The 21149-nt window shown below is 39.7% G+C and carries 18 protein-coding genes; 3 read left to right on the top strand and 15 right to left on the bottom strand.

The genetic code is table 11. The features are described 5' to 3' along the window. Window positions 1–263: 263 nt before the first annotated feature. The 5 genes from PZ638_RS05860 to PZ638_RS05840 form a co-directional block, all read right to left on the bottom strand. The gene (locus PZ638_RS05860) at window positions 264–692 is read right to left on the bottom strand and encodes a PTS mannitol transporter subunit IIA (RefSeq protein ID WP_004262128.1); all 429 of its coding nucleotides are present in this window, start codon (window positions 690–692) and stop codon (window positions 264–266) included. A gap of 54 nt (window positions 693–746) precedes the next feature. Next, window positions 747–2153, bottom strand: a complete 1407-nt coding sequence (locus tag PZ638_RS05855) for a sugar porter family MFS transporter (RefSeq protein WP_004913304.1) — start codon at window positions 2151–2153, stop codon at window positions 747–749. Between the two features lie 393 nt (window positions 2154–2546). Then, window positions 2547–3533: an inositol 2-dehydrogenase gene (iolG, locus tag PZ638_RS05850; protein WP_004262138.1), complete on the bottom strand. Its 987-nt coding sequence runs from the start codon at window positions 3531–3533 to the stop codon at window positions 2547–2549. A gap of 582 nt (window positions 3534–4115) precedes the next feature. After that, window positions 4116–6053 (bottom strand): 3D-(3,5/4)-trihydroxycyclohexane-1,2-dione acylhydrolase (decyclizing), encoded by a 1938-nt coding sequence (iolD, locus tag PZ638_RS05845; RefSeq protein ID WP_164455268.1) that lies wholly within the window; start codon window positions 6051–6053, stop codon window positions 4116–4118. A 12-nt stretch (window positions 6054–6065) separates the two neighbouring features. Next, window positions 6066–7577, bottom strand: a complete 1512-nt coding sequence (locus PZ638_RS05840; protein WP_004262148.1) for a CoA-acylating methylmalonate-semialdehyde dehydrogenase — start codon at window positions 7575–7577, stop codon at window positions 6066–6068. A 393-nt stretch (window positions 7578–7970) separates the two neighbouring features. Here PZ638_RS05840 and PZ638_RS05835 point away from each other — a divergent pair, with 393 nt between their 5' ends. After that, window positions 7971–8807 (top strand): MurR/RpiR family transcriptional regulator, encoded by an 837-nt coding sequence (locus PZ638_RS05835; RefSeq protein ID WP_036958475.1) that lies wholly within the window; start codon window positions 7971–7973, stop codon window positions 8805–8807. A gap of 234 nt (window positions 8808–9041) precedes the next feature. Continuing rightward, entirely contained in the window at window positions 9042–10037 is a 996-nt protein-coding gene (locus PZ638_RS05830) for a hypothetical protein (RefSeq protein ID WP_272674025.1), read from the top strand. A gap of 110 nt (window positions 10038–10147) precedes the next feature. Here the strand turns inward: PZ638_RS05830 and PZ638_RS05825 are convergent, their stop codons facing one another. Beyond that, window positions 10148–10402, bottom strand: a complete 255-nt coding sequence (locus tag PZ638_RS05825; protein WP_004262164.1) for a helix-turn-helix domain-containing protein — start codon at window positions 10400–10402, stop codon at window positions 10148–10150. An 898-nt stretch (window positions 10403–11300) separates the two neighbouring features. On the opposite strand from PZ638_RS05825, the gene PZ638_RS05820 reads away from it, so the two are divergent. Then, window positions 11301–12185 carry a helix-turn-helix domain-containing protein gene (locus PZ638_RS05820; RefSeq protein WP_004262166.1) on the top strand — a complete coding sequence of 295 codons (885 nt, stop codon included), beginning with the start codon at window positions 11301–11303 and terminating at the stop codon, window positions 12183–12185. 49 nt (window positions 12186–12234) lie between these two features. Here PZ638_RS05820 and PZ638_RS05815 read toward each other — a convergent pair whose 3' ends face one another. The 9 genes from PZ638_RS05815 to PZ638_RS05775 form a co-directional block, all read right to left on the bottom strand. Further along, window positions 12235–14268 (bottom strand): TonB-dependent copper receptor, encoded by a 2034-nt coding sequence (locus PZ638_RS05815; protein ID WP_180312501.1) that lies wholly within the window; start codon window positions 14266–14268, stop codon window positions 12235–12237. 182 nt (window positions 14269–14450) lie between these two features. Next, window positions 14451–14876 carry a DUF2946 domain-containing protein gene (locus PZ638_RS05810; RefSeq protein WP_112307320.1) on the bottom strand — a complete coding sequence of 142 codons (426 nt, stop codon included), beginning with the start codon at window positions 14874–14876 and terminating at the stop codon, window positions 14451–14453. A gap of 237 nt (window positions 14877–15113) precedes the next feature. Further along, window positions 15114–15857 (bottom strand): hypothetical protein, encoded by a 744-nt coding sequence (locus PZ638_RS05805; protein ID WP_094961339.1) that lies wholly within the window; start codon window positions 15855–15857, stop codon window positions 15114–15116. A gap of 154 nt (window positions 15858–16011) precedes the next feature. Then, window positions 16012–17082, bottom strand: coding sequence for a cytochrome c-type biogenesis protein CcmH (locus tag PZ638_RS05800; RefSeq protein ID WP_094961338.1), 1071 nt, complete (start codon window positions 17080–17082; stop codon window positions 16012–16014). Continuing rightward, the gene (dsbE, locus tag PZ638_RS05795; RefSeq protein ID WP_004262204.1) at window positions 17079–17636 is read right to left on the bottom strand and encodes a thiol:disulfide interchange protein DsbE; all 558 of its coding nucleotides are present in this window, start codon (window positions 17634–17636) and stop codon (window positions 17079–17081) included. Before dsbE ends, PZ638_RS05800 begins: the two co-directional genes overlap by 4 nt. Continuing rightward, window positions 17633–19564 carry a heme lyase CcmF/NrfE family subunit gene (locus PZ638_RS05790; RefSeq protein WP_094961337.1) on the bottom strand — a complete coding sequence of 644 codons (1932 nt, stop codon included), beginning with the start codon at window positions 19562–19564 and terminating at the stop codon, window positions 17633–17635. Before PZ638_RS05790 ends, dsbE begins: the two co-directional genes overlap by 4 nt. Further along, on the bottom strand, window positions 19561–20052 hold the full coding sequence (gene ccmE / locus PZ638_RS05785; RefSeq protein WP_004913345.1) for a cytochrome c maturation protein CcmE: 492 nt from the start codon (window positions 20050–20052) through the stop codon (window positions 19561–19563). The genes PZ638_RS05790 and ccmE overlap by 4 nt, the downstream gene beginning before the upstream one ends. After that, window positions 20049–20261, bottom strand: a complete 213-nt coding sequence (ccmD, locus tag PZ638_RS05780) for a heme exporter protein CcmD (protein WP_004262214.1) — start codon at window positions 20259–20261, stop codon at window positions 20049–20051. The genes ccmE and ccmD overlap by 4 nt, the downstream gene beginning before the upstream one ends. Continuing rightward, window positions 20258–20998: a heme ABC transporter permease gene (locus tag PZ638_RS05775; RefSeq protein ID WP_004262222.1), complete on the bottom strand. Its 741-nt coding sequence runs from the start codon at window positions 20996–20998 to the stop codon at window positions 20258–20260. The genes ccmD and PZ638_RS05775 overlap by 4 nt, the downstream gene beginning before the upstream one ends. Window positions 20999–21149 lie beyond the last annotated feature (151 nt).

Raw genomic sequence — 21149 nt, 5'->3', positions numbered from 1 at the left:
GTTCCAGATTTTATTTCAATAATGATGTTATACGGAACATTCGTTTCATTTTCAATATTATTAGAAACATTAATTTCATTATGTGATCTAACGTTAATTTTTAGTGTAATTAATTAATTTATAAGAAAATAAATATTAAATTTAAAGAAAGGAAAAATAATAGAGTCAAGATGAGATGGAATAAAATGAAGTAGAATAACTAAAAATGAAATTTATTGAGTATGGGATCTGGCAAGATCCCATACTCTCTTCAGAACTAAAAATTAACGATGAAGAATACTTAAAAACTCTTCTTTACTTGAGGTCAGAGACAATGCATTGGCAATAAATTCGTCACTAAAAATCAACGCAATTTCCCTAAGCACATCAATATGTTCCCTTGATTTTGCAATCACGCCTATGGCAATAAACATCACATTGGTTCTGTCCCAAATAACACCGTCAGGAAATTGAAAAATTTCAACACCGGTATGCAAGATAATATCATTGGCGGACTTAGGTAGATGTGGCAACGTGATGCCATTCCCCAAGAATGTTGATATCTGTTGCTCCCTTTCCGTTAAGAAATGTACACAATCCCTATCAACATAACCTTTATTTTTAAATTCCGTACCAACCATTTTGAGTACTTCAGCTTTATTTCTTGCCTGACAACCTAAATGCAAATTACTTGTGGTTAGTTGTTCTATCATATCCAACCCTCGATTAAGTTAATTAGGTATATTCACACCACCAATAAGTAATAATTACATTGATGAGAGCTCTTCTTCTAATTGCTCTAATGATTTGTTTGATGTTTCTGGCAATAACTTCACGACAAAAACGATAGCTAAGTAGTTTATTACCGCAAAAATTAAGAATACCGGACCTAAACCAAGTTCTGCTTGTAATACAGGGAATAAATAACTCACAATCGCATTCATAATCCACATAAAGAAGACCGAGATCCCCATGGATAACCCACGAATTTTAAGTGGGAATAGCTCAGCAAGTACCACCCACGTTAAAAAGCCCATCGTTCCTTGCATAACCCCAACAAACACTGCGCCAAGTAACCAAATTAATGTTGCTTTAACATCCCCGGTTAAAAAGTAGTCTGTAGCTGCAATTAATAAGTGTAACGATGCCATTAGCGCAAAACCACCAACAATCAGTGTCTTACGTTTAAATCGGTCAACAAGGAATAACACCCCTATCACCATACCACCAACAGAAAAAACACCATTTAATACGTTGAAAACTAAAGATGTTTGCTCAGAAAAACCCGCTGTTTTGAGAATTTCTGTGCCATAATACATAATAACGTTAACCCCAGTTGTTTGCTGTAATGCCGCCCACACCATCCCAATTAAAACCAATTTAAAAATCCAAGGTGTATTAAAAATTAACGCTAAATTTTGTTTATTGGCATTCGGATGACGTTTAGCTTCCGCAGCTTCAACATCTAATAACGTCACGATATCTTCATATTCTTGAATTGCACGTTTTTCAGGACGAATTTGCTTCAGTATTTTCAAGGCTTCTTCACGACGGTTTTTACTCATTAACCAACGTGGGCTTTCAGGCGCTTTCCACATACCAAATAGCAAGCACAACGCGGGCACGGCTTGTACTAACAGCATATAACGCCAAACATCAGGAAGATGGCCCCAAATTGAACCGATAATCGCATTAATAGCAAATGCTGCTAGCTGCCCGATAACAATAGCAACTTCATTTAACCCAGTGAGCTTCCCCCGCATTTCAGTCGGAGCCACTTCAGAAATAAATGTCGGTGCCGTCACAGAGGCTCCACCCACCGCAAAGCCCAATATAAACCGAGCAATAAGAAGAACTTCAATATTTGGGGCTGCCGCAGATAAAAATGCCCCAAATAAAAACAGAAATGAGAGGTAAAGCAAATAAGTACGGCGCCCGACAAAGTCTGCTACACGTCCACCACAAACACTGCCTAGTGCTGCGCCCACTAATAGGACACTCATTACCAGCCCTTCTGTGGTTGGCGTTAAGCCCATGTTTTCTTTCAGTGATGAAAATGCACCGTTAATGACACCAGTATCATAACCAAATAGTAATCCACCAAAGGTTGCAACCAAGGTTATTTGGTGCAACCTTTTTCTCTGTTGTTGATTGAGATTCATGATTAATGACATATTATTACCTTATTATTTGAATCATTATGTCTTACCAAAAAAACAATTTTTCAATATTTAAATAAATGTTTAATGTTAAATATTAAATAATGAAATAAGTTTCTGGCACTCTGGTTTGAATCGCTACTTTGCTAGCTTTAGGCCTGATCGATAAACTCTTTGAAAATAGATTTCGCAAATTTAAAACGATGAATACATCAGTTAAATTAAAGAAAGTAAGATTATAAAAAGCCTCAATTAATCTCGGAATATTGAAAGCCTAAAGAGTATTAAATAAAATGTAATATCAGTATTTTATATACTCATTAATAAATGAATATATTTACTATTGCGGCCAAAAATTAATTTTTAACCGCAAGTCTATAATCAAGTTAAATAGTATTACCGCATTAATTACAATTTAACTTCTTTACCTGTTTTGAGTGACTCCAGTGCTTTGTCTGCAAGATATAAAGCCAATTCACCATCGGTCCCTGTCGTTTCAGATTCCGCACGGCCTGCTAAGATATCAACAAAATGCTGCCACTCTGCTTGGTATGCTTCGTGGTAACGTTGTAAGAAGAAATACTCTGGCTTGGCCGATAAGCACCCAACTTCACTTAACAGCGCAACACTATTCTCTTTAATATTACCAGCCGTTAATAATCCTTTTTCACCATGTAATTCAATGCGTTGGTCATAGCCATAACCTGAACGACGGCTGTTAGAGATGGTCGCCATTGCGCCTGATGGGAATTTTAAGATAATAAACGCGGTATCAATATCACCGGCTTGGCCGATCGCAGGGTCAACAACATTGCTGCCTTGTGCGTAGACAGAGCAAGGCTCCTCGCCAATCATAAAGCGCGCCATATCAAAGTCATGAATAGTCATATCTCTGAACATACCACCGGAGACTTTAACATATTCTGCAGGTGGTGGTGACGGGTCACGAGATGTGATAATTAAAGATTCTGCTTTACCAATCGCGCCTTGTTGGAATAAATTTTTCAAGTGGCGAAATTGAGGATCATAGCGACGGTTAAAACCAATAAACAGTGGAACGTTATGTTCTTTTACGCTTTTTAAACACTGCTTCACACGCTCAAGGTCGAGGTGAACAGGTTTTTCACAGAAAATCACTTTTTTATGTTTGGCTGCTAGTTCGATTAGATCAGCGTGAGTATCTGTGGCTGAAGCGATTAAAACACCCTGTATATTAGGGTCTTGCATTGCTTCTTCTGTTGTCTGAACTTTGGCTTGGTATTTTTCAGCCAAGGCAACCGCATTGGGTTGGTAAGGGTCGATAACAGAGTAAAGTTTGGTTTCTTTATGGCCGGCAATATTAACAGCATGAACCTGTCCGATACGTCCTGCGCCGAATAGTGCTATATTGAACATTCAAATGCTCCTTGATACCTTAAATCCACTATTTGGATATTACGAAATATACCAAATAAAACATTCATTTCAATTTATAATTTTTTGAAAATTATATTTTTGGGCTCTAGATAACAAATGTTATATTAAAGTGTATTTTTAGTGTTATTCAGATCACAAATTGACAATGTAAGCGAACAGCATTTAACAATAAAGTCTGTGTTTGCTGGCACATTAGTTCTCCATAACTTCTTTTTTTGCTCTTCCTTCGTCTCGAAATAAAACATATATTTCAATTAAATTATTTTTAAACTATTAAATCCATAAAAAAACCCAGCCTAAGCTGGGTATATAATCCAAAATGATTCGAGTTGTATTGGCGATGAGCGTAACGCTATCCCCATTTAACTTGAAGTATGACGAATATAGAACGGCAAGTGATAACCACTATGCAAATAAAAACCAAAGCAATCCCTGCTAAGTTTCCAGTAACTACCCTACTTAGTTACACATCTGACTCATTAAGAAAACGAAAAACATTCCTCGACGGTAAAACACCGTCGAGTTATTTTGACACTATAAGGCACTAGCGCAATATGTTGATTAATAAAGACGAACTTTATGTTCAACCATCTCTTTAATTTTTTCAGCGGAAGCAACTATTTGAGGCTTTTTAGAAACTTGTGCCGTGCCTGTGCGCCACCAAGCTTCATAACCATCGGTCATTGTTTTCGGAAGTACTTTAATATCAATCAATACACAGCCCGAATGGGACTTCGCGTCTTTCAGTGCGGCAATCAATTGTTCCTCATCATGTACCCGATAACTTTTACAGCCATAGCTTTCTGCGTTTTTAGCAAAATCGACCTTCACTAACGGTCCATCCATCAAGCCCGTTTGTGGGTTCCTGTAGCGGTTTTCTGTACCAAAACTCCCCATTCCTTGGCTCATCTGCAGGTTATTAATACAACCAAATCCTGCATTATCAAACAGTAAGATGGTGACCTTAATATTCTCCTGAATCGCGGTTTGTAATTCGCTGTGTAACATCAAATAAGAACCATCTCCGACCATCGCATAAACAGGTTGCTTCGGCGCAGCGATTTTAGCACCAACAGCGGCGGCAATTTCATACCCCATGCATGAATAACCATATTCAAGATGATAAGTATCTCGCTGTTTTGGTAGCCAAATACGTTGTAAATCTCCCGGTAATGAACCTGCTGCCCCCACAATAATGGCATCGTCTTCCATGTATTGCTGCATCAAGCCTAGCACCCGTGTTTGTGCCAGTTCTGTACCTAGCGTTTTACGGTATTCTTCAAGCTTATCATCAAGATGGCCTGCAATTTCAGGGACAAAATCTAATGGCCGATACTGTATACTAAACAAGCGCTCCAGCTCATTTTTCCACTGTTGTTTAGACTGCTGAATTTCATCCCCCCACTGAGCTTTATAGTGAGAATCTTTCAGCTTTATATCCAGTGCTTGAAGTGCTTCTTTGGCATCTGCAACAACTTTCAAAGCATCTAACTTACTTGCATCGAATTCCGCAACATTGATATTTAAGAAGGTTACATTTGGATGACTAAATAAAGATTTAGATGCGGTGGTAAAATCCGTAAAGCGAGTCCCCACCCCAATCACTAAGTCAGTTTCTTTAGCCAACAAGTTTGCGGCTAACCCACCTGTAGTGCCAATTCCACCCATATTCAAGGGATGACTAGCAACGACGACACTTTTACCCGCTTGGGTTTCGCCAAATGGAATACGGTAATCTTCAGCAAACTGTAAAAATGCCTCGTGAGCTTCGGAATAACGTACCCCACCACCACAGATGAGTAATGGTTTTTTCTTGCTACGAATTAGATTTACGGCTTCTTCGATACTCACCGTTGTCGGTGGTCTACGTTCAATACGATGGATGCGTTTTTGGAAAAAATAATCGGGGTAATCCCACGCCTCGCCTTGAACATCTTGAGGTAGACAAATGGTTACCGCGCCAGTATCCGCAGGATCCGTTAACACCCGCATTGCATTAACCATGGCTGCCATTAGCTGTTCAGGCCGTGAAATCCTATCCCAATAGCGTGAGACAGGTCGAAAACAATCATTCGTGCTTATTGTTCCGTCGCCATACTGTTCAACTTGCTGCAAAACGGGATCTGGCTGACGTGTTGCAAAAGTATCGCCAGGTAGTAATAACAGTGGGATGCGATTCGCCGTAGCTGTTGCGGCAGCTGTGATCATATTCGCAGCACCTGGGCCAACAGAGGACGTAACCGCAAAAATTTGTTTACGTTTTTTTTGTTTGGCAAAGCCTGTCGCAATATGTGCCATGCCTTGCTCGTTGCAACCTTGATAAACACGTAGATGCCCAGGCGCCTCTTCAAGCGCCTGACCTAAACCCACAACGTTACCATGGCCAAAAATCGTAAATACTCCCTGAATAAACGGATACTGCTCACCATCGACATCAACATATTGTTGGTTTAGAAATTTAACCAACGCCTGAGCGGTCGTCATTTTCTGCTTATTCATACGGGTCTCCGTTTATTCCATGGTTGGCATTGTGAAACTACTTTCATGGTGTTCTAAGCGAACACTTGCAGGCCAACGGCTAGTGACTGTTTTCATGCGAGTATAGAAGCGAACACCATCATTTCCATGTACATTTAATGGACCAAAAATAGAACGTTTCCAACCACCAAAACTGTGGAATGCCATCGGTACTGGAATCGGTATGTTGATCCCAACCATTCCAGCTTGGACATTTTCTTGGAATTCACGAGCCGTTTCACCATCACGGGTGAAAATAGCCGTTCCATTTCCATATTCATGTTGGTTAATTAGTTTCAAACCCGTTTCGAAGTCTGGAACACGCACTACTGCTAAGACAGGCCCAAAAATTTCTTCTTTATAAATGTCCATCTCAGGAGTGACATTATCAAATAATGTTGGTCCTACAAAATAACCATTTTCGAAGCCTTTCACTTTAAAATCACGGCCATCAACTAATAACGTCGCACCTTGTTTTTCACCGCTAGTAATATAGTCACAGATTTTAGCTTTGTGCTGTGCTGAAATGACGGGACCCATATCATTTTCTTTGCCTTGCGTAATACCTGGCCCGACGGACATTTTAGCAATTTGACCTTTCAGGTTAGCAATGAGCGCATCTGCTGTTTCATCACCGACGGCTAAGACTACAGATAATGCCATACAACGTTCGCCCGCTGCACCAAATGCCGCGCCCATAATGGCATTAGCCGCCTGCCCCATGTCCGCATCCGGCATTAAAATACAATGGTTTTTTGCACCACCGAGTGCTTGACAGCGTTTGCCATGAGCAGATGCCGTCGTGTAAATATATTCAGCAATAGGTGTTGAACCAACAAAACTAACGGCTTGGACTTCTGGCGCAGTTAAGAGCACATCGACAGATTCTTTGTCCCCTTGAACAACGTTAAATACGCCATCAGGTAAACCTGCTTCTTTTAATAATTTAGCTAATCCTAATGCTAAAGAAGGGTCTTTTTCTGATGGTTTTAAAACAAAGGTATTGCCTGTTGCAATAGCCACTGGGAACATCCACATCGGTACCATTGCTGGGAAATTAAATGGTGTAATTCCCGCACATACCCCCAGAGGTTGCATTAATGAGTGGCTATCAACACCGGTAGCAACATTGGCTGAGTGCTCACCTTTTTGTAAGTGAGGGATACCACATGCAAATTCAACGACTTCCAAACCACGAGTTAATTCACCTACCGCATCAGAAAAAACTTTACCATGTTCTCTTGAAATTAAACGAGCCAGTTCATCCATATTCTCTTCCAGCAATGCTTTAAATTTGAATAAGATCCGGGAACGTTTCAAAGGGGAAAGTTTTGACCATTTAGGGAATGCTTTATTCGCAATCTCAATTGCTTTTTTTGTTTCATCGGCACTGCTAAGTACAACCTGAGCAATTTGCTCACCCGTTGCTGGGTTGAATACCGGTGCAAAACGCCCACTTTTGCTGGATACTATCTCACCACCAATGAAATTATGAATCTGTTCCATGTTGCCTCTCTTTAGCTGACAGAGTTACCTTGTTACTCAATGTATATGAAATATTTGTTTCATTTACAACTAAATTTGAAATAACATTCAATTTATGTGATCTAGACAAAGTTTTTATGAAATTTTTAATCGCGGCTAAAAAACACCTATTTTAAACTTATGTCCATCACTTATTTATTGGCTATTTTTCCTTTGTATTGGGCTAAACATGGCTTTCTTTCCATCAAGAAAATAAGAGAACAAATTGATGTAAGCTGTTCAATTTATTATCCCAAATTCAAATTATTTTAAGATCCTAAAAAAAGAAAATTTTTAAATATGAACTAAGTGTTTCAAAAAGATTCGACTAACGCCGTAAAACAACTACAATTAGAGCCAAATTCTGGAGGTTATATGTCAAGTGCATCAAATTTAAATGAGTTTCAAGAGCAAGTTCGCTCAAGGTATGACGAATTAAGTAAACGGCTACAGCAAGTAGCACGCTATGTGTTAGATAATACGAATAGTGTCGCATTTGATACAGTTGCCGTCATTGCGAAAGAGGCTAAGGTTCCGCCTTCGACTCTAATCCGCTTTGCAAATGCGTTTAATTTCAGTGGGTTTAATGAAATGAAACAATTGTTTCGTATGAACCTCGTTGAAGAAACGGCCAGCTACACAGATAGAGCCCGCATGTTTCGTGAAATGGACGGCTCCCAAGAACTGGGAGATGACCCTTCCCAAATTTTGAAGGAGTTCGCTCATTCTAACGCCCAAGCTTTACAACAAATGGCAGCCAGAACCCCTGCTGAAGATATCGAAAAAGCCGTATCGTTATTAGCAAATGCACAAAATATCTATATTATCGGTTTGCGTCGCTCATTCAGCGTTGCAACGTATTTAAGTTACGCTCTTAGCCATTTGGAATGTCGCCCAGTACTTATTGATGGGCTTGGCGGAATGTTCAAGGAACAGATCAGCAGGATCAGTGAAAATGACGTCGTTATTTCAATCAGTTTCACGCCTTACGCTTCGGAAACTGTCATGGTAAGTGAGAAGGCGGCCCAAGCAGGTGCGCAGCAAATCGTTATTACTGACAGCCAAATTAGCCCTTTGGCAAGTTTTAGCGATGTTTGTTTTGTTATCAAAGAAGCCCAAGTAGATGCATTTCGTTCGCAATCAGCCACCTTATGTTTAGCACAATCACTGACCGTTGCATTAGCCTACCGTCAGGGCAGCAGCTTAGTCTAAGATATATGGCTCTGTAATTAAACACCTCCATTAATTCAGAGCCTCTTCCAGTCCTTTCTCTAATTAACGTAGACGTCATTATTAAAAACTAATTAAGTTTCATTTTTTTCTTTAATTTGTGAGTCTCATCAGAAAATACAAATTCTAAAAAGACAATGAAATGAAATTATTATTTCACCCTGCTATGTTGGGATTACATCTCGTGTTAGATAAAACCAAGAATAAGGGCTAAGCATGTTAAATACACACTTTCTTTATTTACTCGGCCACCTTCGTTTACTTGAAGAGCAGCATTCTGTCACGTCACTTAATCGCTCTGGTATTGGTTTAATCGGCACTGCACCTTATAACCAACTTTATATAAATGCGATAAAATGCTGCACTCATCATAGTGAGCTAAAGTCAATTTGCCATTTGTCTCCATATCTACCTTCTATGACTTACTTTATGTGTCAAAAGAAAAAGATAGAAGAGTTGATCAATAATGATGGCGTTGACTGCATTATAATGACATCCACTTGCAGTGATGAGTTACTAAGATTTGCAATTCAGACTGCGGTATCTGCCGGAAAAGATATCCTATTGAATGATATCCCCAACTTTAGTGAAAACGAATTGAAGGAGGTATTAAAGCAAGCAATGCGCCATGATGTATTGATTGATTATAACCAACCTCTTAGCTTTGATAACCAGTTCAATCAAATAAAAGCGTCTTTAATGTCTAAACGTGGTACCGAAACAGGGTTATTGCGTATCACAGCGCACCGAATAATAGAAACTGAAAATCAATTACCATTCAATATACTACGAAACACCATCACAAAAAACATAGAATTATTGTTATCCTTGATGCCTGATTTTGTCCTTTCATCCCCCTCTATTCAATACTCACATCCCTTTACTAAAAGAACCGATGGCGATGTATTGATGATTAATTTACGCCAAGAAAACGGTTTATTGGTTTCATTTGAAATCTTTTTCAATACGGGGAAGATTTTAGACAAACTGTCATTAAAACAATGTAATAACCGATATGAGATAAAGGAAAAACTCTCTTTTAATGAAACATATCAAGAGATTAATCAAAATAATTTTATTGTAGAGCAACTCGACCAATTTGTTTTAAGACTCGGTAGCAACACAAAACTAGCCAAAATTAATCAATGGAGTCGCGCCAATAAACTAACAGATATAGTAATAAAACAGCTAAATACTTATGGATATATTTGATTATTACAAAATATAAAGATAATTCTGATAGTAACAGTTAATATTATTATAATCACGAATGGTATAACAATACTATACCGCTTAATGTTACATTCTAAAATTACTTATAATCAGTGTATTGAACTACATGTGCCACTATTCACATTGACAACGCCATATAAAAAAGAAGCGGGATCAACATTAAAAAGATAAGCAAATTGAAATAGTGAATCGACATCAATACAGCTTTCTCCTGTCTCAAATCGACTCATTTCTTCTTCTGTTACACCAATTAAACTCGCCATCCGTTCTATCGATATCTTATGGTTTTCTCGTTGTTTTCGGATTTTTATCCCTAGCATTTTAGCAATGTTTTCCTTCCCCATAATAACCTCTATTAAATATTAAAATGAATATTATTAACCGGTGCGTAAACTATCACCAACCATAAATTTATAAATTGACTTATAATAATAAAACTCTAACTAAACAAGTCATTTAAAGACAATCCATTAATGAATTAAAAAATCAACAACCATATAAAATACTGATATGTATGGCTATATCGCTTTCTTTTTAACTGTGATTCTGATCACGTTATTTTTATAACCTAATAGGTATAGAAAACTACACTGTAATAAGCCAACGACTTCAAAATTACATTTTCAATTTAACCAAAATTCTAACTTACATTTTCAATTTAATAAAATTATCTTGACTGATTTAATGTTATAACCTTAAGAAATTCGTGACAATTTGTATTCATGCGTATCAATAAGTTTCCAGAACATAATTATAATAAAGAAATTTTTTTTCAATCATAAAAAAAGGCGCTTTTTTTTATTTATTAGTCGAATAACAACATTAAATTTAGGTATTAAATATAAAAATTTTCATATTAGTCTATAAAGCTAAATCACCTTTTCATATTAGTGCCTTACATTAACCTGCTCTTATTCTGAATATCTAAAATTAATTATCACACCTGGCTATTTTCGGTAAAAAAATTCACTCCACTGCATTTATGCCATGTTCATTACCTTCAGTCTATACCACAATACGTAAAAATTAGACAAATTATGTAAACGCTAGATAGGTGTACTCAAGCAATCTAGCTACGTTTCCACCGCCCAATACTTACTTAACTTCACATCTTTTTAATAAAATTGTCAGTTAGCATGGTATCCTATTACGAGCACCTATGAGTACTTACAATTCATAACCTTGCTATATTATATGGCTTGTTATTTTGTTGGTAAGTAAAAGAGACCTGAAAGGATAATCATGCTACAAGAAAGTGTTATCAGGGAAATCATTCTCTGGATAGAACAAAATTTAGAATCTCGCCTATCCCTAGATACTGTTGCCGATAAATCAGGATACACCAAATGGCACTTTCAGCGCCTGTTTAAGAACCAAACAGGGCTCGCACTTGGTTCCTATATCCGAGCAAGGCGCCTTTCTTGTTCTGCTGTCGCACTACGGCTAACAAATGACAGCATAATGGATATTTCTCTGAGGTACCGTTTTGACTCACAACAAACTTTTTGCCGTGCGTTTAAAAAACAATTTAATCTGACCCCTTCTGAATACAGAAAACGACAGGGTTGGAAAATTGAAGGGTTTTGCTTACCTCTACGAGAGAATAAAGAGCTCAGTGTTCAAGTTAAATTAACTCAATTGCCAGCCATCAATTTACTCGGAACTAAACATCGTTACACTAAAGATATTAATGAGTGGAACCTAAAAACGGATGAGCTACGCCGACACTATTGGATGGATTTTTTCAATAAAAACCATTATGTCACCCAGCATTTATACGCCATTCACGGTGTTGACCAAAGTACTAATGCAGAAGGCCATTTCCTATATACCACGGCTCTAGATGAACAAGATGTTGATATTGCACTTCCGCAAACAACCAACTTACAGTTACCCGCAGGAAATTATTTAGAAATCAAGATCACCAGTAGCCTTCATGGTATAGATTACAATGATATTATTTATACTGCTTATGGGAAGGTACTTGCTGAAATGGATATCGTCCGTGGTAAAGGGCCTGATATAGAGCAATATGTCCTAAAATCCAAACCCACTTATGAAGCATTCATTAATGATTCACGCAATTTCATCCAAGAGCTAAATTACTATATTCCTGTTATTATTTAACGACTAGCAGCACCCCATACGAATACTGTATGGGATGCTAGCCTAACAATTAAAAACTCACATTAATTTTTGCCCAGAAATTTCTCCCTGGTTCATTCACTGGTACATTGGATGAATAACCAAAACCGCTATTTCCAGCTAAATTAAGGTGCTCGCTATAGGTTTTATCAAAAAGGTTATCAACGCCTGCGCTTAATTTCATATTTTCATTAATTTTATACGCTGTATTTAATGAAAATATTGTGAAACCTGCACTCTTGCTAAAATCTTTCCCCACCACATTACCATCATTAATCGCAACACGATTTTGACGGCTAACAACGCGTACTAAACCTGTCGTAGTCCAATCACCTTTTTCCCACGATAAGCCAAATCGGCTTTCCAATGGTGGCATTTGCGGTAACGCTTTGCCATCTGTACGATTTTCTCCCCAAGAGTAAGCAAGATTTGCATCGGCTTTCCATTCATCACTGAGTTTCTGTGCTATACCGAGCTCTCCGCCCATAATTAATGCGTCAACATTTTCAACTTGGCTCATTCGCGGGTTTGTCGCGCTATAACGGAAGAGAATAAAATCATCAACACGTCCCACATACGCAGAAACCCATGCATGGGTGTCTTCATGGCTATATTTAGCACCAATATCTAACTGAGTCGTTTTTTCTGTTTTTAGCTTATCAAACACATTGTTACTACCATCTGGTCCGAGTTTAGGCGAAAACAACTCCCAATAATCAGGAAAACGTTCGGTATAGCCGACACCAGCATATACCATAACAGGTGTATCAGATAAAGAATGCTCATAACGTGCAAAGCCCGCTGGCATCACCGTATTACGCCCGGAAGAGCCTACGCCTGTATTATTTTCAACTATTACACGATCTAAACGAGCCCCGCTAACAACTTTACCTTGCTCAGTCGCATGCCAAGTTAGCTCACTAAAGACACCATAATCTTGGAATTGTGCATCTTTTTTCCAGCTATTATTATTGTTTTTACGATGTTTATTGGTCTGCATGTCAGCCCCTGCACGCAGTTCATAGTCTTTCCATAACCATGTTCCCATGGTACGGCCGCCCATGGTTTCACGGTCAACTCGCATTTTCATTGGCATATTCATCATACCGTGGCCACCATGCCCCATATGCCCGCCCCCCATTCCACCGCCTGATGGAGTACGAAGCGAGTAATTATCCATAATATGATCGGCGTAATTGTAGTAAACATTTGCTTCAACTTTATCTAAAACATCACCGATATTACTCTTTTCAAAGCGTAAGCCTAAGCTTTCACGTTTAAACTGAGAGCCATCCATTCCCCTCCCTGCATAACGAGCTTCGCCGTCGCCTTTACCAGCGGTTAATTCTAATAATGTATATTCATCTGGCGTCCAGCCGATAGCAATATCAGCGTTCCACTTATCCCATTTAGAGGGAACCTTATCACCATTGCCATCTTTATAATCATTTGAACGTGATTTATTACCAATAACACGAACATAACCCGTTTCATTACCTAAGCTAATATCAGCATTACCATCCCAGCGCTCATTAGATGCCGTTAAGGCACTTGCGTTGCCTTTAATACCTGCTTCAGTAAATAGCGGTTTTTCGCGCTCAAACCGGATTGTTCCTGCTGAATTCCCAGGCCCCCATAAAACAGTTTGTGGCCCTTTAATCATATTTAATACATCAAAGTTTTCCGGTGAAATATAAGAAGTCGGTGCATCCATACGAGAAGGGCATGCACCCAACATTTCACTATCATTGGTTAAAATACGCAAACGAGACCCAAACATGCCACGAAAAACCGGATCTCCGTTAGTTCCACCGTTACGTATCTGTGAAAAGCCTGGGATCGTTTTAAGGTAATCAGAACCATCACTCGCAGGGACGGGCTGCCTTGGTGTTTTAGGGGATGTCGTAATAGTCAATGGTGAATCGACTGGCGCAGTAACAATCATCACTGAGCTATTTGAGATTAGACTTTGGTTGATTTCAGTTTTAGCGACTGTAGGTGCTGTAAAAATCGCACTAATAACCAGCGTTGCAATAGGAGCCACTTTAAAAACGTGTGTGTTCATTTTTTACCTGTTTCTTAGAATATAGGTACGCTGCTTTCGCCTCTTAGCTTGCAAATACATTTTCAGCACCCATGGGTGAACCTCTTAAAAATCAAAGAAATTCAAGATGAACGAAAACGCTTTGCACAATAAAGGCAAAAATAGCAATTAAATTAATTTGTAAGATTTATAATGCTAAGACATCAGTAAATAGGCGGGGCTCTAGCGAGATGTAATGACCATGGTCTAAATAACCAAATGTGAACGTAGCGCTCAAAAGGAACAAATAGAGTCAGCGTGGCGAGTTGTCGAATAACCGCAGCAATAAATAAGATAAGAAATGGAAAGTGGACCAATAACTGACAGTAACCACATGCAATGTCTTCCATCGGAGACTGCCCCATCCCCGTCATTAACATATGATTCATTGGTGTAGAAACGTCACAATTTTCAGGCATTGGCATACTATGATGCGAATGCATCGATTGGTCCGCCATCTCACTTTGTATATCTGCACAAGTGTTCATATGCACCATAGATTTAGAAACCAGTGGTGCAATGAACAGCATAACAATGGCAAGCAAAGCAAGATAAGCGGATAGCTGTTTGATAAAAGGGCGCAGGTGCAACGTTTTTCCGTTATCTCAGTACGAATTTTATAGCGCGAAATTGTATCTTATTTAGAGGAGGGATGTTATCAATTTTCACCATTAATGTTAAGCAGGGCCTACCTCTACATGTAATGAACTAAAAAACAAACAATTACCAATAAAAATCAATCTATTGATTGAATCTCTCTCCTTATGACAATAGACTGAAATTAAAGCAAATAATAAGTTAATTATTTACATATAAACCATCTAAACCTAACGATTTAGATGAGACCATTTTGTGTTAGCCACTATTTTAGTTATCTCTTCTTTAGTTGGAATTAATATGAGTTTATCCAATTCAATCCAAACCGTTTTGGTAAATTGAAATCGGTTATCTGGTGTAAAACCGCTCAATTTGTTCTGTTGATATTTCTCCTTTTCTTTATCGCTGACGCCTTGTCTGAACTCTTCATAGGCAACCATGAATTGTTTTGTTTCCTTACCATTTAGCCCTTTTTTGAAGGTTACCAAAATTTTATAGCTGAGTTTTTCTCTGAGAAAACTTTTAGTCGTATCGGATAGTGATTGATATGCAGCAATTTTGTCGTCTTTTGCTTTTTGAATATATTGTAGACTTCTTGGTGTCTGATTTATTTGGTAATTTGGTTGAGTTCTCGCTAACACACCCTTTTTAACTGGCGTTCTGTGGACGCGATCTAGATTGCTTGGTTCCGAATTCGAACGATTTAATACCAATGCCCCTGATATATTTTTTTGATGAATCTTTGAAGGTTCTGAATAGGCATGCCTTAACGTAGGTAGCCGAATGGGAATTTTTGACCCTGTCAGGTCAATCTGTTTTTTTTGTTTAATATTATCAACAAATCGACCTAGTTTTTGCTGCTGATTCACAAGCTCAGCTTTAACTTCCTTATCTAATGTGAGTCGATTCAAATTTGAAATGATTGGATGAGGGATATTCGTTAGATGAGAATTACGCATTATTTGAGTTGACATATTGCTTCCTTTTATCTAGTTATAAACTCAAACTATATTAAAAGAATTGATATCAGCTATCTTTAACAAACCGAAGTAATCAAAATCGTGGATTGTAATATGAAAGGGAGTGTTATACAGGCGAACACCAGTATAACACTATCAGTGAAAAAACTTACTTATCGGAAGGCTGCCCTTTCTTTTCGTGTACCATCATCAGTGCCTGTTCAACACTACGCTCGATAATAGGACGACGTTGGTCATTCTCAGGCAGTAGTTTTAACATCATTTGCCAAGCCGAGATGGCCTCTGCATAACGCTCTTGCTCAAATGCATTGAATGCAAAAATGCTTAATGCTTTCACATTGGTACGGTCTTCAGCAATCAGCTTTTTAAGTAGCTCTGCACCTTGACGGTTATCTTCTGGGTCAGAAGAGCGTGTCAAAACTTCCGCATACCCCATCACTACATTTTCATTTTTAGGGGCTAGTCGATAAGCACGGCCATAGGCATCGGTTGCCATGGTAGCATTCCCCAACACCATACCAATACGGCCTAGCATTTCCCACGCTTCTACATTTTGCGGGTCTTCCTGGAGGCGAGTACGTAGACCTAAAGCGAGGTGTTCCATTTCCGCATTATTGAGTGGTGGCTCAGACGGGTCTAGCGCTCTGTCTAACAAAGCGGGAGCTTGTTGATAGGCATTATTCCAATCTGCCACTTTCTCGTAGCTACCTACCTGATAATAAGCCCCCCCCGCAACACCTAATGCAATGATAAACCCGGGTAAATAAACCCAGTTGCTAGTGCGAGAGGCCTCAGGTAATGCTTCCTCATCGCCCTGCTCAACCTGTTTTAATCTAACGCGTTTTTTAGAACGGGCAAAGATGATCCAGCCGCCTACCGCTATCGCAACAAACGGTAACCCCCACAGTACAATCGTTAGCGGCGTCAGTGGTGGGTTATAAGTGACGAAGTAACCATAACGTGCAACCATGTAATCAACGATTTCATCACGGTTTTTGCCTTCTTTCATTAACTCATACACTTTTTGGCGCAAGTCCAGTGCAATCATTGAATTAGAATCCGCAATGCTGTTGTTCTGGCATTTAGGGCAACGTAGCTCTTCGGTTAATTTACGAAATTGCTGCTCTTGCTGTTCATTATCGAAAGTAAAGACTTCTGTCGATGCATATGTCACCGTTGCACTTAACGCTAACATCAATAAACCCAATAAATACCTCATTGGTTCGCCTCCTGATTATAGCGCTCCCAAAGGGGTTTAAATTCTTTTTCCCAGACGCGCTCGTCCATTGCCCCTGCGTGACGATAACGGATCACACCATTACCATCAATTAAGAACGTTTCAGGTGCACCATATACCCCTAAATCAAGGCCTAACATACCTTCACCATCAAATAAGCTTAAGGCATAAGGGTTGCCTAACTCACGCAACCATACAATGGCTTTATCCCGTTTATCTTTATAGTTCAACCCAACCACACGAACACCCTGTGCAGACAACTTATTCAAATATTGATGTTCTGCACGGCATGTAGGGCACCATGTTGCCCAAACATTCAACAAGATAGGTTGCCCTTGTGTTAATACATCGGATTCGTAGTGCTGACCGGGGTTTTCTAGTGATTCAAGGCGAAAAACGGGCACTGGCTTACCAATTAAAGCGGATTCTAATAAACGAGGATCATCCCCTTCCGCATTACGCATCAATTGCCATAACAGGACCGCAGCGATTCCTGCAAAAATAATAAAAGGAATTAAGAAGACTTTGCGGTTCATGCTGTTTCCCCTTGTAATTTACGGCGACGATAACGTGGGTCAAACAAGCAAAATAACGCACCAATAGCCATTAATACGCCACCAGACCAGATCCAACGAACAAATGGTTTATAATACAAACGCATAGTCCACGTATCTTTAGCGACTTCCTCACCCAATGCAGCATATAAATCGCGAGTAAAACCACCATCAATCGCCGCTTCGGTCATAACAGCTCGGCTAACGCTATAAAAACGTTTTTCTGGCATTAAAACACCGATGACTTTGTCTTTCTCTTTCACTGAAATACTGCCAATGACACCTTGGTAGTTAGGGCCATCAGCCTCTCGTACGCCATTGAATACAAAGGTATAAGCACGAATTGATATGCTATCACCCGGTTTCATTTTCACATCACGCTCAATACTGTAATTTTGGCTAAAGGCAATACCGACGATGGTTACCGCCAAACCTAAATGCGCCAGTACCATTCCCCAGTAACTTGGCGTGAGCTTGATTTTCTTACTGATGCGGACTCGCATTTCTGCGAAGGCAAGAATTGCTATCCAGCACGCCATCATTAAGCCGACAACCGTCAACGCTTCTACCCTATCTTCCATCAGTAATGGTAGGGCAAAAGAAAGAATAACGGTTAATACCGTTGCAATGATTAATAACTTTTTGATAGCCGCAGGGCGGTCACGTCCCCAACGCACGAGTGGCCCAATCCCCAGTAATAAGGCAAATGGCACCATCAACGCTATAAACATGGTATTAAAGAACGGTTCACCAATGGAAATCGTACCCAGGCCAATTTGTTTATGGACTAACGGTAGCAATGTACCGAGTAACACAACTAGCATCGCTGCTGTTAGGATAACGTTATTACCCAATAACATGGATTCACGCGACCATAAGGCATTGTTAACCCTTGAGCGTACCTTGTGCCCACGCAGTGCAAACACCAGTAAAGAGCCGCCAATCACTATCACCATGAAGGCTAAGATAAATAACCCTCGAGATGGGTCTGAGGCAAAGGCGTGTACCGAAACCAGTACCCCTGAGCGAACTAAGAAAGTCCCGAGTAAACACAATGAGAAAGCAAAAATCGACAATAATAGTGACCATGCTTTAAAAGTGGCTCGCTGTTCAGTAACGGAAAGTGAGTGGATCAATGCCGTTCCCACTAACCATGGCATAAAGGAGGCATTCTCTACCGGGTCCCAGAACCACCAGCCCCCCCAGCCTAATTCATAATAAGCCCATGCGGAACCTAACATGATCCCTAACGTTAAAAAGAACCAGGCTGCCATCGTCCAAGGGCGAGCAAAACGTGTGAAAGAGCTGTCTAACCGGCCACTTAACAATGCCGCAATCGCAAAGGCAAATGCCACTGAGAAGCCGACATAGCCCATGTATAACAATGGTGGGTGGAAAATCAGCCCTGGGTCTTGTAGTAATGGGTTGAGGTCACGCCCTTCAATCGGAAAAGCGGGCAGCGTGCGCGAAAATGGGTTTGAAGTAAAGATGATGAACAGCAAAAAACCAACGCTTACCATCCCCATAACAGCTAAAACACGGGCAACAATGTCGAGAGGCATACGGTAACTACAAATTGCCACCGCAAATGTCCAGCCGCTCATTAATAATACCCAAAGTAATAATGAGCCTTCGTGAGCTCCCCATGTCGCCGCAACACGATACCAAATAGGTAATTGCGTATTAGAGTTATTGGCAACATACGTGACTGAGAAATCATTAACAACAAAGGCATTCACTAATACTAGGAATGCCCCTGTTACACAGAGAAAAAGTAACCATGCCAATGGACGTGATGATGCCATTAAGCGTGCATCATTTCGTGCCACCCCCCATAGCGGGTAAAAAGACAGCAAAACGGCAAGACCTAATGCCAAGCACAGTAAAACGCTACCAATTTCAGGGATCATGATGCATTGTCCTTATAGGCAGCTGCTGGCCTGCGGTGGTTTTCTTGCATCGCCTTTTCAACCTCTGGTGGCGTATAGTTTTCATCATGTTTAGCAAGCACTTCTTTCGCTAAAATATGATTATTCTCCTGTAACTCCCCTTGAACAACAACACCTTGCCCTTCTTTGAATAAGTCAGGCAAAATTCCATGATAACTTACGTTAACTTCGCCTTCGGCATCATAAACAGTGAAAGTGATATTGACAGCATTAGAGACTGGGTCAGAATCACGTACTACACTACCTGGCATGACCATGCCACCGACACGTAAGCGTTGCCCAACTTCAGGGATTTGCTGAGTTTCTCGCTTACCATAGATGATTTCACCGGGGGTATAAAACAAGTCAATACTTGAGCGCAATGCGTAGAGAATCAATGCGAGGGTTAACCCCACGCCAACCAATATGGAACAGATCAACCAAAGTCGGTTACGACGACGAATATTCACACTCCCTCCCTACGCGCTCTTGCTGCTTTTTGTCTTACTTCACGAGCTTGCTGTTGAATAATTGCATTTATTATCATTTTTCTTTGTATGTATGTATGCAAACAGAGTAACAAAATAGGTATTAATGTCAGCGCAACCGCCAGCCATACATAAAAACCATAGCCGCCCATCGCCCAAAATTCACTCCAAGATGCAAATGCGCTAGTCATGATTGACGTCCTTTTTTATTCACAATATCTAATACCCATGGACGGTTACGTTCTAACAACAATAATTGACTACGTAAACGAATTAACGTTAATGAGATAAAGAGAAATAGGTAACCAAGGATAGCTAAACGTAGTGGCGTACGCATAGCTGGGTTGATACTTTCTTGCATACGCGTCGAAGGTTGATGCAAAGTTTGCCACCATTCAACTGAATAATGAATAATAGGTAAGTTAATCACACCAATTAATACTAAAATCGCAGCGGCCTTTCCTGCTGTACGGCGGTCATCAAAAGCATGCCATAAAGCAATAATCCCCACATACAGAAAAAATAGAATTAGTTCAGAGGTTAAACGTGCATCCCATACCCACCATGCACCCCACATTGGTTTACCCCATGTCGCACCTGTCACCAAGGCAATAAAAGTAAATACCGCCCCTATCGGTGCCATTGCCGCTATCGCCAATTCAGAGACTTTCATTTGCCAGACAAGACCAACAAAAGCAGTAATTGCCATTGTGGCATAAATGCCCATCGACCACATCGCGGCAGGAACATGGATATACATAATACGATAACTTTGGCTTTGGACTTTATCGGTTGGCGCAAAGCCAAATCCCCAAATCCACCCCACCGCTAAACAAATTACACTCAATATAATAAACCACGGTATTAGACGCCCACATAACCGGTAAAGGTTAACTGGGATGGCAAGTTGATGAAGCTTTTTCCACATAGTTTAATTACCCTGATTTATTATATTGTTAGTAAATGCTGCGTGACAGAATCATACAATACACATTAAAAAAGCAAATATATTGATTTAACACAAATATAACTTAGGCTGATCATACTCAAACGCATAACCAGCCTATTTATTGATCATT

This window comes from Providencia hangzhouensis (assembly GCF_029193595.2).
Taxonomy (GTDB): domain Bacteria; phylum Pseudomonadota; class Gammaproteobacteria; order Enterobacterales; family Enterobacteriaceae; genus Providencia; species Providencia hangzhouensis.
Note: the sequence above shows the minus strand (reverse complement) of the source record. Positions and strands in the feature narration are given on the sequence as shown.